At 40.2% G+C, this 21,566-nt stretch carries 17 protein-coding genes; 5 read left to right on the top strand and 12 right to left on the bottom strand.

The annotated features are described in order from the left end of the window. Window positions 1-77: 77 nt before the first annotated feature. On the top strand, window positions 78-638 hold the full coding sequence (locus G7074_RS16630) for a 5'(3')-deoxyribonucleotidase (protein WP_166210032.1): 561 nt from the start codon (window positions 78-80) through the stop codon (window positions 636-638). Window positions 639-835: 197 nt separating this feature from the next. Here the strand turns inward: G7074_RS16630 and G7074_RS16625 are convergent, their stop codons facing one another. Together G7074_RS16625 and G7074_RS16620 are read right to left on the bottom strand one after the other, a co-directional pair. After that, window positions 836-1,789: a hypothetical protein gene (locus G7074_RS16625; protein ID WP_166210029.1), complete on the bottom strand. Its 954-nt coding sequence runs from the start codon at window positions 1,787-1,789 to the stop codon at window positions 836-838. A 372-nt stretch (window positions 1,790-2,161) separates the two neighbouring features. After that, window positions 2,162-2,659, bottom strand: coding sequence for a Crp/Fnr family transcriptional regulator (locus G7074_RS16620; RefSeq protein ID WP_166210026.1), 498 nt, complete (start codon window positions 2,657-2,659; stop codon window positions 2,162-2,164). A 1,063-nt stretch (window positions 2,660-3,722) separates the two neighbouring features. On the opposite strand from G7074_RS16620, the gene G7074_RS16615 reads away from it, so the two are divergent. Further along, entirely contained in the window at window positions 3,723-5,882 is a 2,160-nt protein-coding gene (locus tag G7074_RS16615) for a TonB-dependent receptor (RefSeq protein WP_240916334.1), read from the top strand. 247 nt (window positions 5,883-6,129) lie between these two features. Here G7074_RS16615 and glgB read toward each other — a convergent pair whose 3' ends face one another. The 3 genes from glgB to G7074_RS16600 form a co-directional block, all read right to left on the bottom strand. After that, window positions 6,130-8,094, bottom strand: coding sequence for a 1,4-alpha-glucan branching protein GlgB (glgB, locus tag G7074_RS16610; RefSeq protein ID WP_166210020.1), 1,965 nt, complete (start codon window positions 8,092-8,094; stop codon window positions 6,130-6,132). Window positions 8,095-8,156: 62 nt separating this feature from the next. Beyond that, window positions 8,157-10,619: a glycoside hydrolase family 31 protein gene (locus G7074_RS16605; RefSeq protein ID WP_124560832.1), complete on the bottom strand. Its 2,463-nt coding sequence runs from the start codon at window positions 10,617-10,619 to the stop codon at window positions 8,157-8,159. 245 nt (window positions 10,620-10,864) lie between these two features. Continuing rightward, entirely contained in the window at window positions 10,865-13,774 is a 2,910-nt protein-coding gene (locus tag G7074_RS16600) for a TonB-dependent receptor (RefSeq protein WP_124560833.1), read from the bottom strand. 197 nt (window positions 13,775-13,971) lie between these two features. Here G7074_RS16600 and G7074_RS16595 point away from each other — a divergent pair, with 197 nt between their 5' ends. Genes G7074_RS16595 through G7074_RS16585 form a run of 3 tightly spaced genes read left to right on the top strand, consistent with a single transcriptional unit; the run spans window position 13,972 to window position 17,770 of the window. Beyond that, window positions 13,972-16,401, top strand: a complete 2,430-nt coding sequence (locus G7074_RS16595) for a penicillin acylase family protein (protein WP_166210017.1) — start codon at window positions 13,972-13,974, stop codon at window positions 16,399-16,401. A 6-nt stretch (window positions 16,402-16,407) separates the two neighbouring features. Further along, on the top strand, window positions 16,408-16,767 hold the full coding sequence (locus tag G7074_RS16590; RefSeq protein WP_166210014.1) for a hypothetical protein: 360 nt from the start codon (window positions 16,408-16,410) through the stop codon (window positions 16,765-16,767). 19 nt (window positions 16,768-16,786) lie between these two features. Continuing rightward, on the top strand, window positions 16,787-17,770 hold the full coding sequence (locus G7074_RS16585) for an acyl transferase (protein ID WP_205944084.1): 984 nt from the start codon (window positions 16,787-16,789) through the stop codon (window positions 17,768-17,770). 1 nt (window position 17,771) lies between these two features. Here the strand turns inward: G7074_RS16585 and G7074_RS16580 are convergent, their stop codons facing one another. The 7 genes from G7074_RS16580 to G7074_RS16550 are packed head-to-tail and all read right to left on the bottom strand — an operon-like array spanning window position 17,772 to window position 21,556. Next, a complete protein-coding gene (locus G7074_RS16580) occupies window positions 17,772-18,209 on the bottom strand; it encodes a Fur family transcriptional regulator (protein ID WP_124560837.1) in 438 nt (145 codons plus the stop codon). A gap of 20 nt (window positions 18,210-18,229) precedes the next feature. Next, entirely contained in the window at window positions 18,230-18,679 is a 450-nt protein-coding gene (locus tag G7074_RS16575) for a hypothetical protein (protein WP_233603914.1), read from the bottom strand. After that, entirely contained in the window at window positions 18,676-19,119 is a 444-nt protein-coding gene (locus G7074_RS16570) for a hypothetical protein (RefSeq protein WP_124560838.1), read from the bottom strand. Before G7074_RS16570 ends, G7074_RS16575 begins: the two co-directional genes overlap by 4 nt. Window position 19,120: 1 nt before the next feature. Continuing rightward, the gene (locus G7074_RS16565) at window positions 19,121-19,558 is read right to left on the bottom strand and encodes a hypothetical protein (RefSeq protein ID WP_124560839.1); all 438 of its coding nucleotides are present in this window, start codon (window positions 19,556-19,558) and stop codon (window positions 19,121-19,123) included. A gap of 3 nt (window positions 19,559-19,561) precedes the next feature. Then, window positions 19,562-20,773, bottom strand: coding sequence for an ABC transporter permease (locus G7074_RS16560; RefSeq protein ID WP_166210009.1), 1,212 nt, complete (start codon window positions 20,771-20,773; stop codon window positions 19,562-19,564). After that, entirely contained in the window at window positions 20,773-21,399 is a 627-nt protein-coding gene (locus tag G7074_RS16555; protein WP_166210006.1) for an ABC transporter ATP-binding protein, read from the bottom strand. The genes G7074_RS16560 and G7074_RS16555 overlap by 1 nt, the downstream gene beginning before the upstream one ends. Next, entirely contained in the window at window positions 21,392-21,556 is a 165-nt protein-coding gene (locus tag G7074_RS16550) for a hypothetical protein (RefSeq protein ID WP_166210003.1), read from the bottom strand. Before G7074_RS16550 ends, G7074_RS16555 begins: the two co-directional genes overlap by 8 nt. Between the last annotated feature and the right edge of the window lie 10 nt (window positions 21,557-21,566).

Genomic DNA, 21,566 nt, shown 5'->3' with positions numbered 1-21,566 from the left:
AATATAAAATTTCAAAGCGAAACAAATTTGCAATATATTGCAATATTTAATATTTTTGTTGCAAAATATAGCAAACCATGAAAAGAACAATAGGCATTGATATGGATGGCGTACTCGCCGATATAGAAGACCACATATTACAATCGTATGCGGCACAAACTGGTATTGTACTTACCAGGGATGATATAAAAGGTAAATCGGAAGAAGAACTTTTCCCCGACAGGGAAACGGTAATGCAAATTTGCAATAAAGCGGGCTTTTTCAGAAACCTGCCCCTGATGGATGGCGCCGTTGAAACTGTAAAAAAACTAATGGAAGATTATGAAGTGTATATCGTTTCGGCCGCAATGGAATTCCCTTTATCGTTGTTTGAAAAACGCGAATGGCTCGCCGAACACTTCCCTTTTATTAGCTGGAGAAACATTATCTTTTGTGGTGATAAAAGCATTATCGACACCGATTATTTAATAGACGATCATTGCAAAAACCTCGATTTCTGCAAAGGGAAACCACTTATGTTTACTGCATTTCACAATGTAGAGAAAGATCACCACCAACGGATAAACCATTGGAACGAAGTACCCGGGCTATTAAAAAAACTGGAAGAAGAGCAATTAGAAAGCCTTGCGATTGCGTAAAGATCTAAACCATAACAAAAAAGGATGTAACCACTGGCTACATCCCCTATCTAAATTAACGCTCTCAACTTATGAAGTTGATATAAGGCTCTCACCCCTTATGCTTACAATATTACGGCAGAAAGATTAAGATTTCATGAAGAAATACTTTTTTCTTTGATAATTCTCAAAAGAAATGAAGCAAGCAACTAGTGTGGTTATTTTTCTGAATTTTCTTTAATATGCATCAAAACCCTGGTGTGTATTTTATGAATAATGTAATTGCTCCAGAGCTGCCAGTAAAAAACCGGCTTAATGTTATGATAATACCAGGTTGTACCAGCCAAAAGTGTTCTACCATTCGGCAGTGCAGTTAACTTAAATTGGCCACATTTAGATACGAAATAATCGTGCAGATGGGGAGCATCAATATCCCAAAAACTGATTTCTTTCATTGGCGCAGGCTGTTCCAGCACATCGAACTTTAAAAGCTTTGGTTTATCCCAAACAGTTACAGGCTCTACAAAACTACCAGTAGTAAAATTACAATGTCGCACTGCACCAACCCCGGCACCATCTATCCGGGCATTAATGGGATAGGCAATGCCTGTTTTAAAGAGAAACTCTTTAGGCGCTTTAAGCTGTGGAAAAGCAATTACATTTTCCCAAACTTTTTCTGGACTGGAATTTATTTCTATCGTAGTTACTACAGCGGTAAGTTCGGGTGCGTTTCGTTTTTCTATAAACGCAGTGGCGGGGATCATTAAAATGTACAATGCCATAACAGTTGGAGCATTGCCGGCTTTCTTTTCTACCATTGAATGGGCAAGTTTACTACCTAGCCAGGTAAGCAGCAAAGCAAATGGAGCTGCCATAAAAATACAGATAATGCCCTCAATGGCAAATACCAGTAGCACAGCAGTAAAAATAGCCAGGGTAGTAAAACCAAGCTTAACTGCCTGTTTCTGGCTTATTTCATTCTTTCGGCCATAAAGTAAGGTGGCTCCCCCTCCGATAAAAACCGGGGTAAATATAAATAATGCGATCCCGTATACACCAATGCCATAAATACCTACCAGCGTTAATATAGCGGCAATGATAACGGTATAAGCTATTGCAGCCCATTTTTGCTTAATGGGACTAGCAGGGAGTAACTGATCTAATATTTTCATGACGGGCGTTTATCGGATAATGCTCAGTACTAAAACTAAACAAGGGCAATTTAATGATATTATGGAAAGAAGTCATGAGTCCTTCCCGAAATCAATGTAAATATTAATCGCCTAGGCACAATAGAAATTCGGGACCAGCTGAAACAAAATAAGCCTCTCTTAAAAGAGAGGCTTATGAGTGTAATCTAAATCGTCCCGTTGATTTAATTTTTACTTACCCAAATATAGCCAGAATTCTTATACATTCACCCCTTGATACTATCTTGTACAGCAATTTGTAAAATGTGTATAATGCTATGTAAACATAAAGTATCAAACACAATAAAATACCGTAACTTATTATGAATTAACAGGAAACAGGTAGTTAAAAACTTAAACCAGTTCTTTAACTAGTCTGCTGCGTATACGGCTCAACGTTTCTAAACGCATACCCAGGTAGCTAGCCACACAGCGTAGGGGAACTTTGTTAATCTCGAAAACGTTTAGTTCCAGAAATTTTTCATAACGCCGCTCTGCTGAAGGGATACGCGCTAATATTGCACGTTCGGAAGCTGCATAATACTGAAGGGCCAGAATCTTTCTGCCAATAATATTGGTTTCGATATGGCTTTCGTATAACTTATTGATAAAAGCATTTGACATGGCTACAACCTCTGTTTTTTCTAATGCCTGCAGGTACTCAATAGAAGGTTGTTGATTCTGCTCATCAGGATGCTGAATAGCACCAATAAACTCATTCCCCAAGCTTACCCAGGTAGTAATTTCTTTACCTTCATCTTTAACAAATCCCCTAACCAACCCAGAGGCTACAAAAAACACATAATCATTATTATCAATTGGCGACAGGATATATTTATTCTTTTTGATCAAAATTGGTTCAGCATGCTTTTTCACTTCCTGAATAAAACCCGGGTTACCGGATTTAAATTGCTGAGGTAATTTAACATGTTATTTATCAAAAATACTTTGCGTGTTTCGAGCATATAATTACTGGAATAGACTTTAGACCTCTAATTATAGCGAATTAAACTAAACGACAAAAATAAACTACATTGGAGCGTCGGATTTACTGATTAAAATCAACAACTAAGCTTAATTTTTACTTTTCGGGCACAATTTGACATATATCCATAAGAATGTAAGTTAACTCATACGTCTTTAAAAATATCTGGCGCTAAAACGCTCAGAGGGTTATACAGTTTATCCATAACAATACCCATTCTCTCGCTACTTAATCATCTGTAAGGAAAATCCTGAAGGAGTAACTTATAGGTATTTTGTGCGGTCCGTGGTAGTAACTACCCAGCTTATTTAAACTATAATGTTAAGCGTAAACAATCCGGAGGTTTTAGCGCAAAAAAAATCGGTTACTAAACTTAGTTGATTTATCACGGTCCGGTTCATTCAGGATACTGTAGTGCTTTTTACTATAAACCGCTGTTTTATTGACTTTCATCAACAAACCACAAAAACTAAAACATGATTTGTACATTTGCAAACTACAATGAGAATATTAGCCTACTTCTTAAGTTTAAGCATTCTGCTCATCTCTTGCATTACCTGCGAAGATGTACCGGAATTTACTTGCGATAATCAACTAAATATTGCCATTGTAAAGTCGACCGAACCAGCAAACAGTACCCACAAAGACGACTGTTCGCCAATGTGTACCTGCAATTGCTGCGGGCAACCAACGATAAGCAGCCTCATTTTTTCAGATTTTGTTTTCTTAGGGTATGAAGTAGCTGTAAAACAAAAAATTCATTACAGTAACCGTTTTATTTCTGCATACATCCAAAATATCTGGCAACCGCCGAAATTGAATAAAATAGTAATCGGCTAACCGATAACCCTCGATTGTAAACTTTACAATCTGTTTATTCAATAACCCATTAAAAAATACATGCAAAAAATAATAATACTGCTATGCACTATGCTGTGTATAACAAATGCCTACGCACAGGATAATTTTAAAGTAACCGTTAAAGACAAAGAAAACGCTTCGCCCCTGCAAGGCGTTACCATTCTTGTAAAAGGTAGCGGCATTATAGCCAAAACAGCCGAAAACGGAACGGCCAGCTTAAGCAACATCCCTAATGGCAAACAGATTTTAATTGTCAGAAATGTAGGTTATGAAGAACAATGGATTACCTTAAACTTCCCGCTAAAACAAACAAGCCCGCTCGAAATCTTTTTAGCAGCATCCGAAGATGAACTGGAAGAAGTAATTGTTTCTTCAACAAGAACCAGTCGCAGCATTCAAAATACCCCTACCCGGGTCGAAACCATCGAACTGGAAGAAATTGATGAGAAAAGCAATATGAGGCCTGCTAATGTTTCGATGATCTTACACGAAAGTACTGGTATTTCGGTGCAGCAAACTTCGGCAACGAGCGCCAATGCCAGCATCAGGATTCAGGGACTTGACGGCCGTTATACCCAGTTGCTGAAAGATGGTTATGCCAGTTTCGGCAATTTTGCCAGCGGATTAAGTATTTTGGAAATTCCACCTTTGGATTTAAGTCAGGTAGAAATTATTAAAGGCCCCTCTTCTACTCTATACGGAGCAGGTGCAATAGCGGGGGTAGTGAATTTTATTTCGAGAACCCCAAAAGAAAAGGCAGAATTTAACTTTATTGTTAACCAATCGAATGTGGGCCAAACCAATATTGGTGGTTTTGGTATGCAGCGCAATAAAAAATTCGGTTATAGCCTTTTGGCGTTGGCTAATTTTCAAAAAGCTTACGATGTAGATGATGATGATTTTACCGAACTGCCTAAAACAAAAGATTTCACCATTCACCCTAAACTGTTTTTCTACCCAAGCGAGCGTGCAACTTTGGTAATCGGCAATGCTTTTACCAAAAGCGACCGTACTGGTGGCGATATATTTGTAGTCAACAATAACGCCGATGCCAGTCACCGCTATTTTGAAACCAACAACAGTATCCGGAATACTTCCACGCTCGATTTTAGCTATAAAACAACCGAAAAGGATCTTTTAAAAATCAAAACCAGTTTCAATTACTTTAAGCGTGGTATCGCCATCCCTGATTACCGTTTCGATGGTATCAATTACAATGCTTATACCGATATCAGTTATTTGAAGAATATCAAAAACCAGAGTTTAATTTTCGGGGCCAACTTAGTATACGATGATTTTACAGAGCAGAACCAGGCTGTAAGCCTTGCCAAAAACTTCACCACAAAAACGGCGGGGCTTTACGCACAGCAAACCTGGGATATTACCCAAAAATTTAAGCTTGAAAGTGGCATGCGGATCGATTTTGTAAATTACTTTAATGCGAATTACAATAAAAAAGAAGCTTTTGCTCTACCAAGAATCTCAGCATTGTATAAGTTCAATGATAAGTGGAGCTCGCGCATTGGTGGTGGACTGGGTTATAAAACCCCCACTTTGTTTACTGAACAAACCGAAACCTTCCAATATCAAAACTTGCTTCCCTTAAACCAGGTAAAGGCCGAACGGAGCTACGGTGGTACAGCCGATGTTAATTATAAAACCAATATAGGCGACGACTGGATGGTTAGCCTGAACCAGATGTTTTTTTATACCCGGATTAACAATTCGACTATTTTACTCCAGGATGTAGCTGGCAGTTTTCACTTCGAAAACACCAGTCTGCCAGTACAAAGCAAAGGTTTCGAAACCAATGCAAAAATAATTTTCAAAGAATATTTTAAGCTTTTTGCTGGTTATACTTTTACTTCTGCCAAAGCAAATTATCTCCCGGTTATACAAACCATCAGGTTATTACCTAAAAACAAATTAAACCTTGCCCTGCTTTACGAGAAGGAAAGAAACTTTAAAATGGGACTTGAAGGGTATTTTACCGATAGGCAATACCTTTACAACAACCAGCAAACCAGTGCTTTTTGGGAGTTTGGCTTTATGGCCGAAAAGGTTTTTGGCAAGATTTCGGTTTTTGTTAATGCAGAGAACTTTACCGATACCAGGCAAAGCAAATATAAAAGTGTAGTAAACGGATCGCACCTTAATCCCACTTTCGATGACATCTGGACACACACAGAGGGAAGAACTTTTAATGCCGGGATAAAGTTAAAGCTCTAAAAATGAAAGAATAAAAAATAATACTTGCAAGTGCACAAGATTATTGTACCTTTGCAGCCGCTCTGGATGCTTCCACTCCAGAGTTTAAGAAAGCCTTTCAGCAATGAGAGGCTTTTCTTATTTAAGGGTATTTTGTAGTCAATTAAATAAGTTTTGGCGCAATATAAAAACCTATATCACGCCAAAACCAGGTTTTATTATGCAGTTTTGGCGTAATATAAATTCAATTCAAAGCATAAAACTGCCTTTATTTACTTTTAAAAACAACTACTGCTAAAGGAGGCAGGTTTACATCAATAGCATATTTTTGGTTATGATAACCTTCTGTGCCAGGTATAATTGCGCCCTTATTGTTAATGCCACTACCGTAGTAAACAATATCATCGGTATTAAAAATTTCGGTCCATTTGGTTTTAAATGGTACGCCAATCCGATAGTGTTCTCTAACGACAGGAGTTAAGTTTATGGCAATTACCAGTGTATCTTTTGCTTTGGGTCCCTTGCGCATATACACAAATACCGATTCGTTTGCATTATCTGCATCGAGCCACTCAAAACCTTCGTAACTAAAATTAAAATGATATAGCGCGGGTTCTTTTCTGTACAGGAAATTTAAGGCCTTAACAGTTTCCTGCATTCCTTTGTGCGGGGCGTATTGCAGTAAATGCCAATCGAGCGACTGGGTAAAATTCCACTCATTGGTTTGACCAAACTCGTTGCCCATAAAAAGCAGTTTCGCACCCGGATGAGTAAACATATAACCATACAGCGCCCTTAAATTGGCAAATTTCTGCCAGTCATCGCCCGGCATTTTATACAACATAGGCGATTTACCGTGTACCACCTCATCGTGCGAAAAAGGCAGCATAAAATTTTCGGTAAAGGCATAAGTCATGCTAAAGCTCAACTGATTATGGTGGTGCTTTCTTCCTAACGTATCTACCTTGAAGTATTTTAACGTATCATTCATCCAGCCCATCATCCATTTCATGCCAAAGCCAAGTCCGCCGGTATGTACCGGATGGGTTACTCCAGGGTAAGTGCTGCTTTCTTCGGCAATCGTATGTACACCTTCAAAGTTACCATAAACCGCCACATTCAGATCCTGTAAAAATTGTATCGCACCTAAGTTTTCGCTTCCGCCATACTCGTTTGTAGCAGCATCGCCCTCTTCTCTCGAAAAGTTAAAATAAAGCATAGATGCCACAGCATCCACCCTTAAACCATCAGCATGATATTGATCTAACCAGAACATCGCATTGCTGATCAGGAAAGAGCGTACCTCGTTTCTATCGTAATTAAAAATATACGATTTCCAGTCAGGGTGGAAACCTTTTCGCATATCGGCATGCTCGTACAGATGCGTACCATCAAACTCATATAAACCGTGCCTGTCGCCCGGAAAATGAGAAGGTACCCAATCCAATATCACAGCAATATTCGCTTTATGCAGCTCATCAATGAGGTACATTAAATCCTGTGGCGAACCATAGCGCGAGCTTGCCCCAAAATAACCTGTAATCTGATAACCCCAGCTCGGAAAAAATGGAAATTCCATTACCGGCATCAGCTCTACATGGGTAAAGCCCATTTCTTTAACATAAGGCACCAATCTGCCAGCTACTTCCCGGCAGGTTAAAACACGCTCTGGATTATCCGGATCTCGCTCCCAGGAGCCCAAATGTATTTCGTACACGGATATTGGCTGATCTAAAGTATTTAGTTTGGCCCTTTTATTTAACCAGGTTTTATCTTTCCACGTGTAATCGGTATCCCAAACAATGGAAGCCGTTTGCGGTGGGTGTTCCCACCTACGGGCGTAGGGATCTCCCTTTAAATGTTCGGATTCATCAAAACCCTTTACAAAATATTTGTAAACCTCGCCTTTGGCGATACCAGGGATAAAACCCTCCCAGACACCAGATTTATCCCATCGCTTGTTTAATTCATGCGAAGTATTGTTCCAGTCATTGAAATTACCTACCACAGCTACGTTAATGGCATTGGGCGCCCATACCGAAAAATAAGTTCCGGCTATGCCATCAACACTGACAAGGTGCGATCCCATTTTTTCATAAAGCCTGAAATGCTTTCCAACCAGAAAAAGATCAATGTCGTAATCGGTAAATAAACTGTGTACCCAAACCGTTTTCTTGTGGTCGGTTTTTGTTAAAGCTGCTTTTTTTGCAGTAACTTTTTTGGCTGCTGGCATAGATATTTTTTGGCTAGATAAATTAAGCCCCAAATACTAAACAGCATTTGGGGCTAAAAGATTTACAGACTTAAAATCTGAATTTCAGAGAAATTTTTATTGCATTTGAAATGCAATACATGCTTATCGTCGGTGTAAAAATCTTTCACCTCTTTATTATCGATGATGATCTTTTTCACCTGGAATTTTACGCCAATAACATTGCAAACATAAAACTCATAATTAGGTGTATACAAGCCTTCAATGCGTTGATTTACTTTAATGGTCTGGCTATCGCCCTTTACCGTAAATTTCTTCTCCAGGTAAATATCCTGTTCATATGCAAAAGTATCGCCATGATCTTCGTACATGTACGAGTTTACTTCATAATCGCTATGGTAGATATTCAATACCACTTCGGTAATCGATTTTTCATCTACATACTGCATAACCGGATATTCAGGCAAAACAGAACCTGCACGTACAAACATCGGCATACTGTCGATCTTGGCATCCACGGTATATTCGTTACCGCCTTCTAAAATCTCGTTGGTCCAGAAATTATACCAGGTACCTTTAGGCAGATAAACTTTGCGCGAAATGGCTCCCTGCTCCAGCACCGGACAGATTAGAAGTTTATCGCCGTAGCAAAACTCATCCTGGCGGAAACTGTTACTGATATTCTCCTGTTCAAGCATTACCAATGGCCTCAAAATCGGGAAACCATAACGGTGATGTTCCCAGAAAACCGAGTACAGATAAGGCATTAAACGATACCTTAGCTCAATAAACTTGCGGTTAATATTTTCGAAAAACTCGCCAAAACTCCAGGGTTCACGCTCAGCAGTATCGCCTGCAGAGTGTGCCCTCATAAATGGTGAGAATGTACCCAGCTGAATCCAGCGGGTGAATAATTCTCCATCTGGTTCGCCGCTAAATCCACCAATATCTGTTCCACAAAAAGGAACACCAGAAACTGATAAACGCTGGCACTGGATGTTTCCGATCTTTAAGTGCTCCCAGGTGGCAATATTATCGCCCGTCCAAACACTGGCATAGCGTTGCATACCCGAATAACCTGCCCTTGTAATGGTAAACGGACGCTTGTTGCGCATTAGTTTTTTCAGTCCTTCGTAAGTAGAACGAACCATTTGCATGCCGTAAACGTTGTGTGCTTTGCGGTGCGAACCACGGTAACCATCGTAATTGTGGCGCACATCATTCGGGAAGGTACCTGAACCAAATACTGCCGGCTCATTCATATCATTCCAGAAACCGGCCACGCCCATATCAACCAGTTCTTTGTATAAATTACCCCACCAGGTACGCACCTTTGGGTTAGTAAAATCTGGAAACTGGCAGCGGCCTGGCCAAACGTGCCCTTCCATATAATAATCGTCGCTACGGCGACAGAAAAATCTTTTCTCTTTACCTTCTTTAAACACCCAGTAGTCGTCATCAACCTTAATTCCCGGATCAATCATTACAACGGTTTTAAAACCATCATCAGAAAGTTCTTTAATCATCCGCCTGGGGTCTGGAAAGTATTTTTTGTTCCAGGTAAAGCAGCGATAACCATCCATATAATCAATATCGAGATAAATGGCATCGCAAGGAATTTTACGCTCTCTGAATTGTTTAGCTATTTCTTTAACCTTAGTTTCCGGATAATAACTCCAGCGGCATTGCTGATAGCCCAGTGTCCACTTTGGAGGCATTGGATGCGTACCGGTTAAAGTAGCATAACGTTTAACCACATCCATAATGTGTGGCCCGTGAATGTAATAATATTGCAACTCACCACCATCGGCCCAGAAACTGGTCTTATTTACATCTTCGGATCCAAAATCGAAATACGATTTAAAGGTATTATCGAAAAAAATACCGTAAGCAGCCTGGTTGTGTAAGCCAATATAAAATGGTATGGTACGGTATAGCGGGTCCTGGTTCCAGCCGAAAGAGTAGGCATCGGTATTCCAATTTTCGAAACGGCGGCCACGCAGGTTAAAATTCCCTGATTTATCGCCTAAACCGAAGAAATTCTCTTCAGGGTGGCATTTTTTGGTCGCATAAATATAGTAACCACCAAAATCTACATTTTCTTCCCAGTGCATGGAGTTGGCCTCATCAACCATCACTACATTGGTAATATTATCCGAAAAGGAGATATGAAAGTTTGCCTTGTCTATTTTACAGGTTACGGCATAGGTAGAGATGGTATAATGGTCTTCGTGTTCCTGCATTTTAAAAACAGAAACCTTTTGGTCTACTTCTGGTACAGCATAAGAAAAATCATCAAGAAAAACACCATGTGGTGCCAGTCTTACCCTGATAATATCATCACTTACCACCCTCACTTCTACACGGGCATCGCCATCGGAGAAATAAAAACGATTGCCTTCTTTCTTTACTTTTTTAACCGCACCAAGGTATTGTTTTACAATTGGCTTTACCGATATATCAACTGGATTGTTAAGATGCTGTATTTCCTGCTCCTTTTCAATCAGCTCACTTATTTCATTAGGTTTGTCGTTTTGCGCTTCCATCCTTATATATCTATAATTTCAAATTAATAGCTCTTAAACCGGGACAGTGCTTAAGAAAGTACTATAATACAAATATTTTATTAAAAGGGGTACAGCTTTTTTTCAAGGCTTGTTGATTAAAGTGTATTATTTACACTAACCTTCATCGAATACGTGGTAAGAAATCTAATAATAAGCCTTAGCAGGTAAACAAAAAAGCCCACTGCGCTTTTGCGCAGAGGGCCACTCAAAACTCAATAAGATATCTATGGATTAAAGGTCAATCCTAAATAATAGATTGCTCCCGCCATTGGGTTACCGTAAGAAGTAATATAATATTTATTCAATACGTTCGAACCACCCAGTTTAACTACTGAGTTTACTGAAGGTATCCTTAAGCTAACCTGCGCATCCAAAGAACTGTATGCAGGTACCTGACCTGAGGCAAAAGATGAATTCCAGTAAAACTGGTCTTGCCAGCGGTAAGAAACATTAAAACCGAAGTTTTTAATAATCTCTTTATTACCCAAACCCAGGTTATAACGGATTTTAGGGGTATTGAAATCGTTGATGTAATTAACTGGCAAATCTCCAATCTGGTTGTAAGAAACGTTACCACTCACATTCCATTTGCCAACCAAATAATCAAGACCTAAAGCACCACCATAAGAAGTTACTTCTCCTTCGGCATTAACAGGCACACCAAATTTAACAAAGGTTCCGCCTACGTTCTGATAAACATCAACCGCAGTGATAAAATCTTTATAGATATTGTAGTAACCATAAGCGTCAACCAATAAGTTTGGAAGCAATAAGCCTTTGTAACCTAGCTCATAAGATTGTACACTCTCAGGGCGAACACCTTTTGCATCGAAATTATATTGTTGCAAAAGCGCAGGGTTTGGTGTTCCTGTAGCTGCAGCAGAGGCTAAAAATGCGCGATAACTCACGTCGGTATACGGTTTATTGGTGTCTAAGTGATATTTGCTGAACATAATCTCGGGTAAACCACCAATTAAACGCTGTGAACCACCACCAACTGAAAGGTCGATATACTGATTTTGTGTGGTTGGGTTGCGGTAACCAGTTTGGTAAGAAACCCTGATATTGTTGTTTTTGGCCACGGTGAATACTCCGGTAATCCTTGGTGTAAACCTGCCTTCAAAGTTCTGGCTCTTATCGTAACGGCCAGCAAAAGTAAATTTAACTTTATCGTTAAAAAACTTCTTACCGATCTGCCCAAACGCACCATATTCTTTAATATCGATAGAGTTTAATAAATCGTTAAAAATTGTTCCTGCCGAATTCAAATCATAAAGACGATAAGATGCACCTACCTGGAACTCCACCACTTTATCAAAAAGGTTGGTAAAGTTGTACATTCCTTCATAGTGATATAGGTTTGATTTATCATCGAATTTTGCACCATAAATACCTTTTGATGGGTCAGAAGCACTGATCGTGGTATTCATAATCTGATCTTTCGCCTGAATAAACTGAGCCGATCCTGGTTCAAAACGGCCCTGGTTAGCAGCAGTTCTGGCTAGTGCGTGCGCAGCAGCATCGCCCTGACCAGCAGCCCTTGCCCCTACATAATTGCCAATATATTGCGGAAACCAGGTTGTAGATGGTTTTGAAAGTTCATTAATGTAACTACCTAAAATAGAAGAAATATAAGAATCACCAGAACGCTCCTGAGTAGTGTAAGCTTTAACGAAAAAGTCTTCGCCTTTTATTTCCAGTTTGTATTGGCCGATGTTGAAATTACGCAATGAATAACGGTCAGATCCTGTATATACCGAAGTTCCTGTACCCCAGTTTGCCTGCGCAACAGCTTGTACAGTATTACTGATATTATAGTACAATCCGCCAGATACTTTTAACGATTTGGTATCATAATCAACCAGGTTTTCTTCATTATAACCTGTTCTCGATACATTTTGATCAGGAATTAAATTAGCCTTTAAACCTACATAGAAAGGGAAATAATTTTGTACCGCAGGACGTAATGCTGCAGGCAGGCCCGCAAGAAAACCAGCTTGTTGTATGGGGGTTGGAATAGCCGCACCGAAAGCACCGTCCATAGCTGATTTAATATTAGGGATTAAACCACCTGTATTAGTATTGATCCCTGCAATTGTCGCATTTTGTACACTCAAAGCAACATTTCGCATATTTTGGCTTACCTCATCACCATAAACATTTATACCATCATAATTGGTATCGCTATTTCGGTCGCCTGATTTAGCAGTTCTGGAAATACGGTCAAAATTTGAATAGTTATTACCGAACCAATCTTTTGCCTGTAAAAATGAGAAGGCTGCTTTTACGCCAAATTTATTGTTCCACGATTTAGCCATCCTTACATCCAGTTGATTAAACGGTTGTACACTACTATTATCGTCGTTAACATGGTTTACACCTGTTTTATATTGAAAACTTGCTCCCGGATATTTAAAAGGATCTTTCGAAGTCATTAATAAGGTACCATTAATACCACCCGCACCATAAAGTGCCGATGAAGCACCAGGTAAAAGCTCTACATTATCTACATCAAGTTCGGTTATACCTACGATATTACCAACCGAAAAATTAAGTCCCGGTGCCTGATTATCCATTCCATCAATATATTGGTTAAAACGCGTATTACCGTTCGAATTAAAACCACGTGTATTAATGGATTTAAAGGTCAAACTCTGCATACTACTCTCTACCCCTTTCATATTGTTTAGGGCATCGTAAAACGATGGAGCAGCAATTTCTTTGATCGTTGCAGCGCTCATACGTTCGATAGAAACCGGCGACTCTAAAATACGCTCAGGTGTACGCGAGGCCGAAACCACCACGTCGCCACCAAGTACAACCGCCGTTTCGAGTTCAAAATTGATACTGGTAGTGCTTCCGGTAATTTGCTGTTCTACCGTACCATAACCTACATAAGAAGCCACTAATGTGAAAGGAACTTTTGCCGTGGTAGTAAAGGTAAAACTACCGTTGCTTGTAGAGGCCGTACCCCCCGTCTGGCCTTTGATAGTTAAACTTACGCCAGCTAATCCTTCTTTCGATTGCTTGTCTTTTACGGTTCCGCTCACCGTAATGCTCTGTGCCTGTGCTGCCATATTACAGGCAAACACAAATAATAACACATAAAAGGTCTGTGTAAAAATTCTGCTCATAAACGATTGTTAATTTGGTTGTTTGTATTATTAGTTACATAAACTTAAATTCTTTTTTTGAATTAAACAAATTATGTTAGCATAATAATTTCAATTCAAAATATAATTTTGATTGATATCCAGTTTGTTGTAATTTGCATTAAACATAAACCGTCATTTTGCCCTATCTTAGTGAACTGACTTGTTAGCTAACCATTATGAATAAAATTAAAGCCCTTATCTGTGTCATAATCCCAATAGCATTAGCTTTTTTATTTAACACCAAATTAGGAAATACGCCTCCTTTACTCAAATTCCTAAATCCTTTTATGGGTTTTTGGCAAAATGCAGAGAACAATCATTTTATGTTTAACCATAAAGCAAAGATTAAAGGCGCTATAGATAAAATAGAAATCGTTTTCGATGACCGCATGATTCCGCACATTTTTGCGCAAAACGATCATGATCTTTACCTAGCCCAAGGCTATGTAACGGCCATGCACCGCCTTTGGCAGATGGATTTTCAAACCCGTTTTGCTGCCGGAAGAATCAGTGAAGTAGTAGGCGATAAAGCCATCGAAGTAGACCGTTACCAACGCCGTATGGGCATGGTTTATGGCGCGAATAACTCTTTGAAAGGCATGATGGCCGATCCAAAGGCTAAAGAAATGATTTTAGCCTACACTGAAGGCATTAATGCTTACATTAAAACCCTTTCTAAAGCCAACTATCCAATAGAATATAAAATACTCGATTTTAAACCTGAAGAATGGACCCCGGTTAAATGTGCCTTATTGTTAAAACAGATGTCGGCAGTTTTGGCAATGGGATCTGACGAGTTTTACATGACCAACATCCTTAAAAAGTTTGGTCCGGAGGTAACCAAAAATCTTTTCCCTGATTATCCTTTCCGCGAAGATCCGATTATCCCCGTAGGTACAAAGTGGGATTTCTCGCCCCTTCCTATCCCTAAAACACCCGAAAGTTTTACCCAGGCTCAAACAGGTGAGGTAAAAACAACTGAAAAAAGGGAAGGTATTGGCAGCAATAACTGGGCTTTATCTGGCTCAAAAACAGCTTCTGGCTATCCAATCCTTGCAAACGATCCACATCTCGACCTGACCCTGCCTTCTATCTGGTATCAGATTCAGTTACATGCACCAGGGGTAAATACGTATGGGGTTTCTTTACCGGGCGCGCCAGGGGTAATTATTGGCTTTAACCAGAAAATAGCCTGGGGAGTAACCAATGTCGCTGCTGATGTACTCGATTTTTATCAGATTAAATTTAAAGACAGTAGTCACAACGAATACTGGTACAACAATCAATGGAAAGCGACCACTAAACAACTTGAAGTAATAAAAATCCGTGGTGCAAAGGACGAAATAGATACCGTTTTTTATACGCACCATGGTCCGGTAGTTTATTTCCAGAAACCGAAATACAGCCGGGCAAACAACGTACCTGTTGGCGATGCTTTAAGGTGGATTGCCCACGACCAATCGAACGAATTGATGACTTTTTATTACCTGAACCGGGGCAAAAACTATGCTGATTACCGTAAAGCACTAACTTTTTATACTGCACCTGCACAGAATTTTGTTTTCGCCAGTATAGATAATGATATCGCCATTACGCCGAACGGAAAGTTCCCCCTAAAATGGAAAGATCAGGGCAAATTTATTTTAGATGGTACCGATCCGGCCTACGACTGGCAAGGCTGGATTCCAGCAGCACAAAACCCAACGGTAAAAAACCCACCACGTGGCTTTGTAAGTTCGGCCAACCAATCTTCTACCGATACCACCTATCCTTACTACATTAACTGGGAATTTTCTCCTTACGAACGTGGCAAAAGAATTAACGACCGTCTGGGTGCAATGAGCAAGGCAACTATGGACGGTATTCGCCTGATGCAGACTGATAATTATAGTATTTTGGCTCAGAACCTGGTACCAGCCTTACTTCCACTACTGAATAACGAGCAATTAAACGCTACGCAAAAAGAAGCATTAAGCTATGTAAGCAAATGGAACAAACGGTACGATGCCAATCAGATTGCAGCAAGTGTGTTCGAAATATGGACCAAGCGCCTAACTTTTGATATTTGGGCTGATGAATTTGAGGTAAAAGGTATTCCTATGCGCTATCCATCCAGAGATCGTACCGTGGAAATGATTTTAAAAGAACCTAATGCCCCTTGGTATGATAACATTCACACCAGCAAAAAAGAAACCCTCACTGATTTGGTAAACGAAGCGTTTAAATACAGTTGCGATAGTTTGGAAAGAAGGTTTGGGCCAATAAACAAAGACTGGAACTGGGCCAATGTAAAACAAAGCAATGTTCCTCATTTGGCTAAAATACCAGGTTTTGGTTCAAAAGTTTTACAAATAGGTGGAGGTAAAAGCACCATCAATGCTTTGTCTGAAACCAATGGTCCTTCATGGCGTATGGTAATAGAACTGGGCAAAAAACCCAAAGGGCATGGCGTTTACCCGGGCGGGCAGTCGGGCAACCCTGGTAGCAAATTTTATGATAACATGATCGATACCTGGGCAAATGGCCAGCTTTATGATCTGTTTTACATGCAAAGCGTCGATGATAAATCGGGCACAGTTATCTCTCGTTTAAAAATTTCTAAATAATCGAAAATGGTTTTCATAGTCATCGTAATTATCTGTTTTTTCTTGCAAATGATCGCTCCATGGTGGGTAATTATTGTTATTTCTTTTGCCACCTGTGGCATTATCGGTAAAACGGGAAAAATAGCTTTCTGGCAATCATTTCTCGCTATTTTTCTGTTATGGATTGGCTATGCTTTATTTAAAAGTCTGCCCAACGACAATTTGCTTGCCAGCCGGGTTGCGATAATGACCGGAATTAAAATCTGGTGGCTATTATTATTGGTTACGGGCATTTTAAGTGGCCTGGTTGCAGGAATTAGCGGTTATTGTGGTTACCAGTTTCGCATGGCCATGCTAGCCAAAAAAACTGACGAGAAAATAGCATAATGCTTTGTACTTTTGCAGCGTGAATTTAACAGCTGAAAATATATTTTCTGTACAGAATGCCGATGGGTTTAAAACGCTCGCCTTAAACATTTTCAGGTTTCAGGCCCAAAACTGTAAAGTATATGGGGAGTACATCCACCATTTACGTGTTGATGTTGAACAGGTGAAAACAATTGAGCAGATTCCTTTTCTGCCCATCAGTTTTTTTAAAAGTCATTCTATTTTAAGCAGCGAGGCTCCTATCGAAATAACCTTTAGCAGTTCGGGCACAACCGGCATGGTGCAAAGCAGCCACCACGTTACGGATGTTAAATTATATGAGCAAAGTTACCTGCAGGCCTTTGCCCTGTTTTATGGCAATGTTTCCGAATATTGTTTCCTGGCATTGTTACCTTCCTATCAACAAAGAGCAGGTTCATCTTTAATTTACATGGTTAACGATCTGATTGAAAAAAGTGGGCATGCTCAAAGTGGTTATTTTTTATACAACCACGATGATCTGATGCAAACCCTGCTCGATCTGAAATCGAAAAAACAGAAAACAGTTTTGATCGGTGTAACCTATGCCCTCCTCGATTTTATAGAACAGCATGATATCGATTTCCCGGAGCTGATTGTAATGGAAACTGGCGGCATGAAAGGGAAACGCAAAGAAATGGTACGCGAAGAATTACACGAGCAGTTAACCAAAGGCTTTGGCGTAAAATCGATTCACAGCGAATACGGAATGACCGAGTTGCTTTCGCAGGCCTATTCTTTAGGCGATGGGGTATTTAACTGTCCGAACTGGATGCAGGTCTTAATCCGCGATACCAATGATCCTTTAAGCTTGGTAGCTGAAGGCCGTACCGGTGGCATTAATGTAATCGATCTGGCTAATCTCAACTCCTGTTCTTTTATTGCAACGCAAGATCTGGGCAAAATAAATCCTGACCAGAGTTTTGAGGTACTGGGTAGGTTCGACCATGCCGATATCAGGGGCTGTAACCTTTTGGTGCAGTAAATTAGTTTACTTTATCAGAGCAGTTGGCGCAAAGCCCTGTGGCAATCAGGTTAAGATGCTCTACTTTAAATCCGGCCGGCACCTTCAATGCAGGGATTTTAACGCTATCTAAACAATAAATTTTATGGCAGTTGTCACAGTTAAAATGTACGTGTTCATCATGATGATCGTGCGCACTGCAACCTTCTGAACATATGGCGTAGTTAGCCGTTCCCTGCTGATCGAGCACTTTATGGATAATCCCTTTTTCTTCGAAAGCCTGCAAAACCCGGTAAAGCGTAACACGGTCCGCATCTTTGCCCATTACCTGCTCTAAGTAAGGCTGCGAAGTTGCAGAATCGCGGCTGCTCAAAATCTCGAGCACCTGCAAGCGCGGTGCAGTTCTTTTTAAACCGTTTTTAACCAAAAGTTTTTCGAAACGCTCTGTGTTGTTTTCCATAGCAGTACAAAAATAAGCAATTAATTAATGAGTTTGGCATTTTTGATCGTGATTGGTGGTGCATAGCTGGCATCTTTCTGTTCTAATTTCAAAATACCTTTTACCTTAATGGGCTTTTCATTATAAGGTATAGCCTGCTCCATTTCGATCATAATCATTACCGGAATACCATTCTGCCCGCAAAAATAACATTGGTTAATGGGTAATGTTGCCAAAAGGAACTGCTGTTGTTTTGATCCGCTTTTAATGGGAATCAAATAGCCTTTTAACTCAAATTCCCTGTTCTCAAAACGTTTTATCGATTCTGAAAATAAGGGCAACAGTTCATTCTTCTCAGTCAGTTCGAATTTAACTGAGGCAATTACATCCCAGTTCAACGACCGCAACTGATCGCCGGGTTTGTGTTGGGTCTGTGCGTTGGCTGTAAAAACAGTAAGAAACAGAAAGGTGATCGGCAATAAGTTTTTCATTTTTGTACAGCTTCTAGCAGAAAAAAGGTAGACCGGCTATCGCCAGAATCGTTGATTTCGAATTTTCCTTTAATTAAAACAGGGGTATCGGTCCATTTGATGGGCTTTAACATTTTAACCTCCACCATTGATGGAATATCACCCGTACCACAATAAGGGCATGATGCAATGGGTACAACAGAGAGCATAAATTCTGTAAAGGTATTGCCCACCCTGGTTGGAATAATATAACCCGGCAACTCAATTACTTTATGGTTTATTGCTTTTAATGCCGGTGGAAAAACAGCCTGCCAAACCAAAGGTTTTACCTGCTTATCGCATTTTAAGCCAATCAGGTTCCAGTTGGCCGTACGCATATCGGTATGCACCTGAACCTGCGCGTACGAGCCAAAAGAAACTAAAAGCAAAAAAAGCCAAATACCATACTTCCTTATTTTCATATTATAACTGTTTAGCGTTTAACAGGAAAAACTCACTTCTGTCATCTCCCGAATCGTTAATCATAAATAGGCCGCGTAGCTTTACAGGTTTTTCTGTAATGGCAATAGGGCTTAACATTTTAACCTGTACCATGGATGGAATATCGCCCGAACCGCAATAAGGACAGGATGCGATGGGTACAATAGAAAACATAAATTCGCTAAACCGCTGCCCCACTTTTGTAGGAATGATATATCCGGGGAGTTCAATTACCTTATTATTTAGGCGTTTTAATGCAGGAGGAAAAACGCTGCCCCATTTTCCGAGTGCAATTTCTGCATCGTAGCGTAAACCAATCAAATTCCAGGTTGGCGTGCGCATATCGGTGTGTACCCGAACCTGCGCAGCCAAAATCTGGAAACCTAAACATAAAACAACCAAACCAATTAATCTTTTCATAACCTAATGGGCTTTGGTAAGCGTTTCAGCAATATCTACTTTGTAGATCTGCAAAGCCGGTATCACCGAAGCCAGTGCGCCGGTAAAAAAGCCCGTAACAATTAAATACATCTCCTGTGGCACGATAACCATTCCACTTAGCCTGGCTTGCGAAGATTCCTGATAGGCGCCGATCAATTCGAGCGCAGCATGACCAATTAACAGGCCAAAGCAGGTTCCAATACCCGTAACCAGCATACCATCTAGCAACACCAGCAAAAACAAGCGAAATTTGGATGCACCTAAACAGCGCATTACAGCCAAATCGTATTTGCGTTCTTTCATGGCATTATACAAACTGATAAAAATACTCAGCGCTGCGATGCCCATAATCAAAACAGCAAACCACTTTAAAGTATCTACTCCAACACCAATTAAAGAAAACAGCCTTGCACTTTCCATGGCTGGCGATGCAGCCTGCATATTGGTACTTTGGTTCACCATCCGCGGAAAAACAATAACCGACATCGGCGAACGGTATTGGATTAAAATAGCAGTAATTTGTTTATCGTTAATTTCCTTGCTCTCTCCGGCCAAATGGTGCTCATGTTTCTCCACTGGCGCTTCGTGCATTTTATAAACACTACCAATATTGGTGAGGATCAGGTTATCGGTTATATTGCCCTGCGGCTTTAAAATACCTTTTACCACATAGGCATGTTGTTTATGTATATCGCTGCTACCAGTAAGTCCGTGTGCACCGAAAAAGGTATCACCAATACGCAGTTTTGAAGCTAATGCCACCGTGCTCCCTATGGTAACCTCTAAATCTTTTTTCCAGAAACTGCCTTTTTGTACAGATAAGCTGTATAATCCATTAAAAGTGGTATCGGTACCTACAATGCGGTACCCGTTGTAATTATCCCCAAGCGCCAGCGGAACTGCTCTTTTTACCATCGGGTTTTTCATTAAGCGGTAGGCATCTGCCGCCGGAATGTTTCCTGTAGGAAAATCGATATGATAAATGCTGCTCATAATCAATTGCAAGGGACTTCCTTTTGCCCCTACCACCAAATCAATATCTTTTGCATTTTTTTCGAGCTTATTACCAATCTGGTTAGCAGCTAAAAAAAGTATCGTTAAAATACCCACACCAAAGGCAACCAGAATAATATTTAAAAGCGTGGTTAGCTTATTTCTGTACAGATTTTGACTGCTTATTTTAAAGATATTCATTACAATAAATAGGTTTTAGTGATGTATTTACGCACCCGCTGATCGTGTGTGGCAATAATCAGAGCAGCACCATTAGCTTTAGCCTGCATGGTAAGCATTTCAATTACCTGTGCCGCATTCCTGTCGTCGAGGCTCGAAGTAGGTTCATCGGCAATCAGCAACTCGGGTTTATTAACCAGCGCCCGTGCCACCGATACCCTTTGTAATTGGCCCTCGCTTAACTGGTCGGGATAGTTTTGCGCCTTATCTGCAATACCGAGTTCATTTAACAGCGATAAATTATGTGCTGTATCAATTGGTACACGTGCCATTACTGCCGCCAGTTCGAGATTATCGAGCACATTTAGCGATTGGATAAGGTGCGGCCTTTGAAAAACAATACCAATATTTTTTCCCCTGAACTGATCCATACTGCGCGCCGGTAAGGTGTACAAATTAGTACCCTGAATAGCAACCTGCCCATGACTGGGTTTGAGCAATCCGGAAATGATATTCAGCAAAGTACTTTTTCCGCTTCCTGATGCACCGAGCAAAAGCCACTGTTCCATATCGGCAATTTCCCAATCAGGAAAAACAATTCTTCTTCCCTGCTCATAAACGTGGATCAGCGATTTGATGTTAATCATGGTGTACAGCTTTTTCTACGTTTTTTATCACCAGATTTTTGATGGCATAACGCCTGTACAGCGCCTGGGCATCGTTAGTACCATGCTTACAGGCTGGATTTAACACTGAAATAAATAACAGTGCCGGAATGAAGAGGATTTTAGGGTGCTTAAACATATGATAATAA

The organism is Pedobacter sp. HDW13 (assembly GCF_011303555.1).
In the GTDB taxonomy this organism is placed as follows: domain Bacteria; phylum Bacteroidota; class Bacteroidia; order Sphingobacteriales; family Sphingobacteriaceae; genus Pedobacter.
Note: the sequence above shows the minus strand (reverse complement) of the source record. Positions and strands in the feature narration are given on the sequence as shown.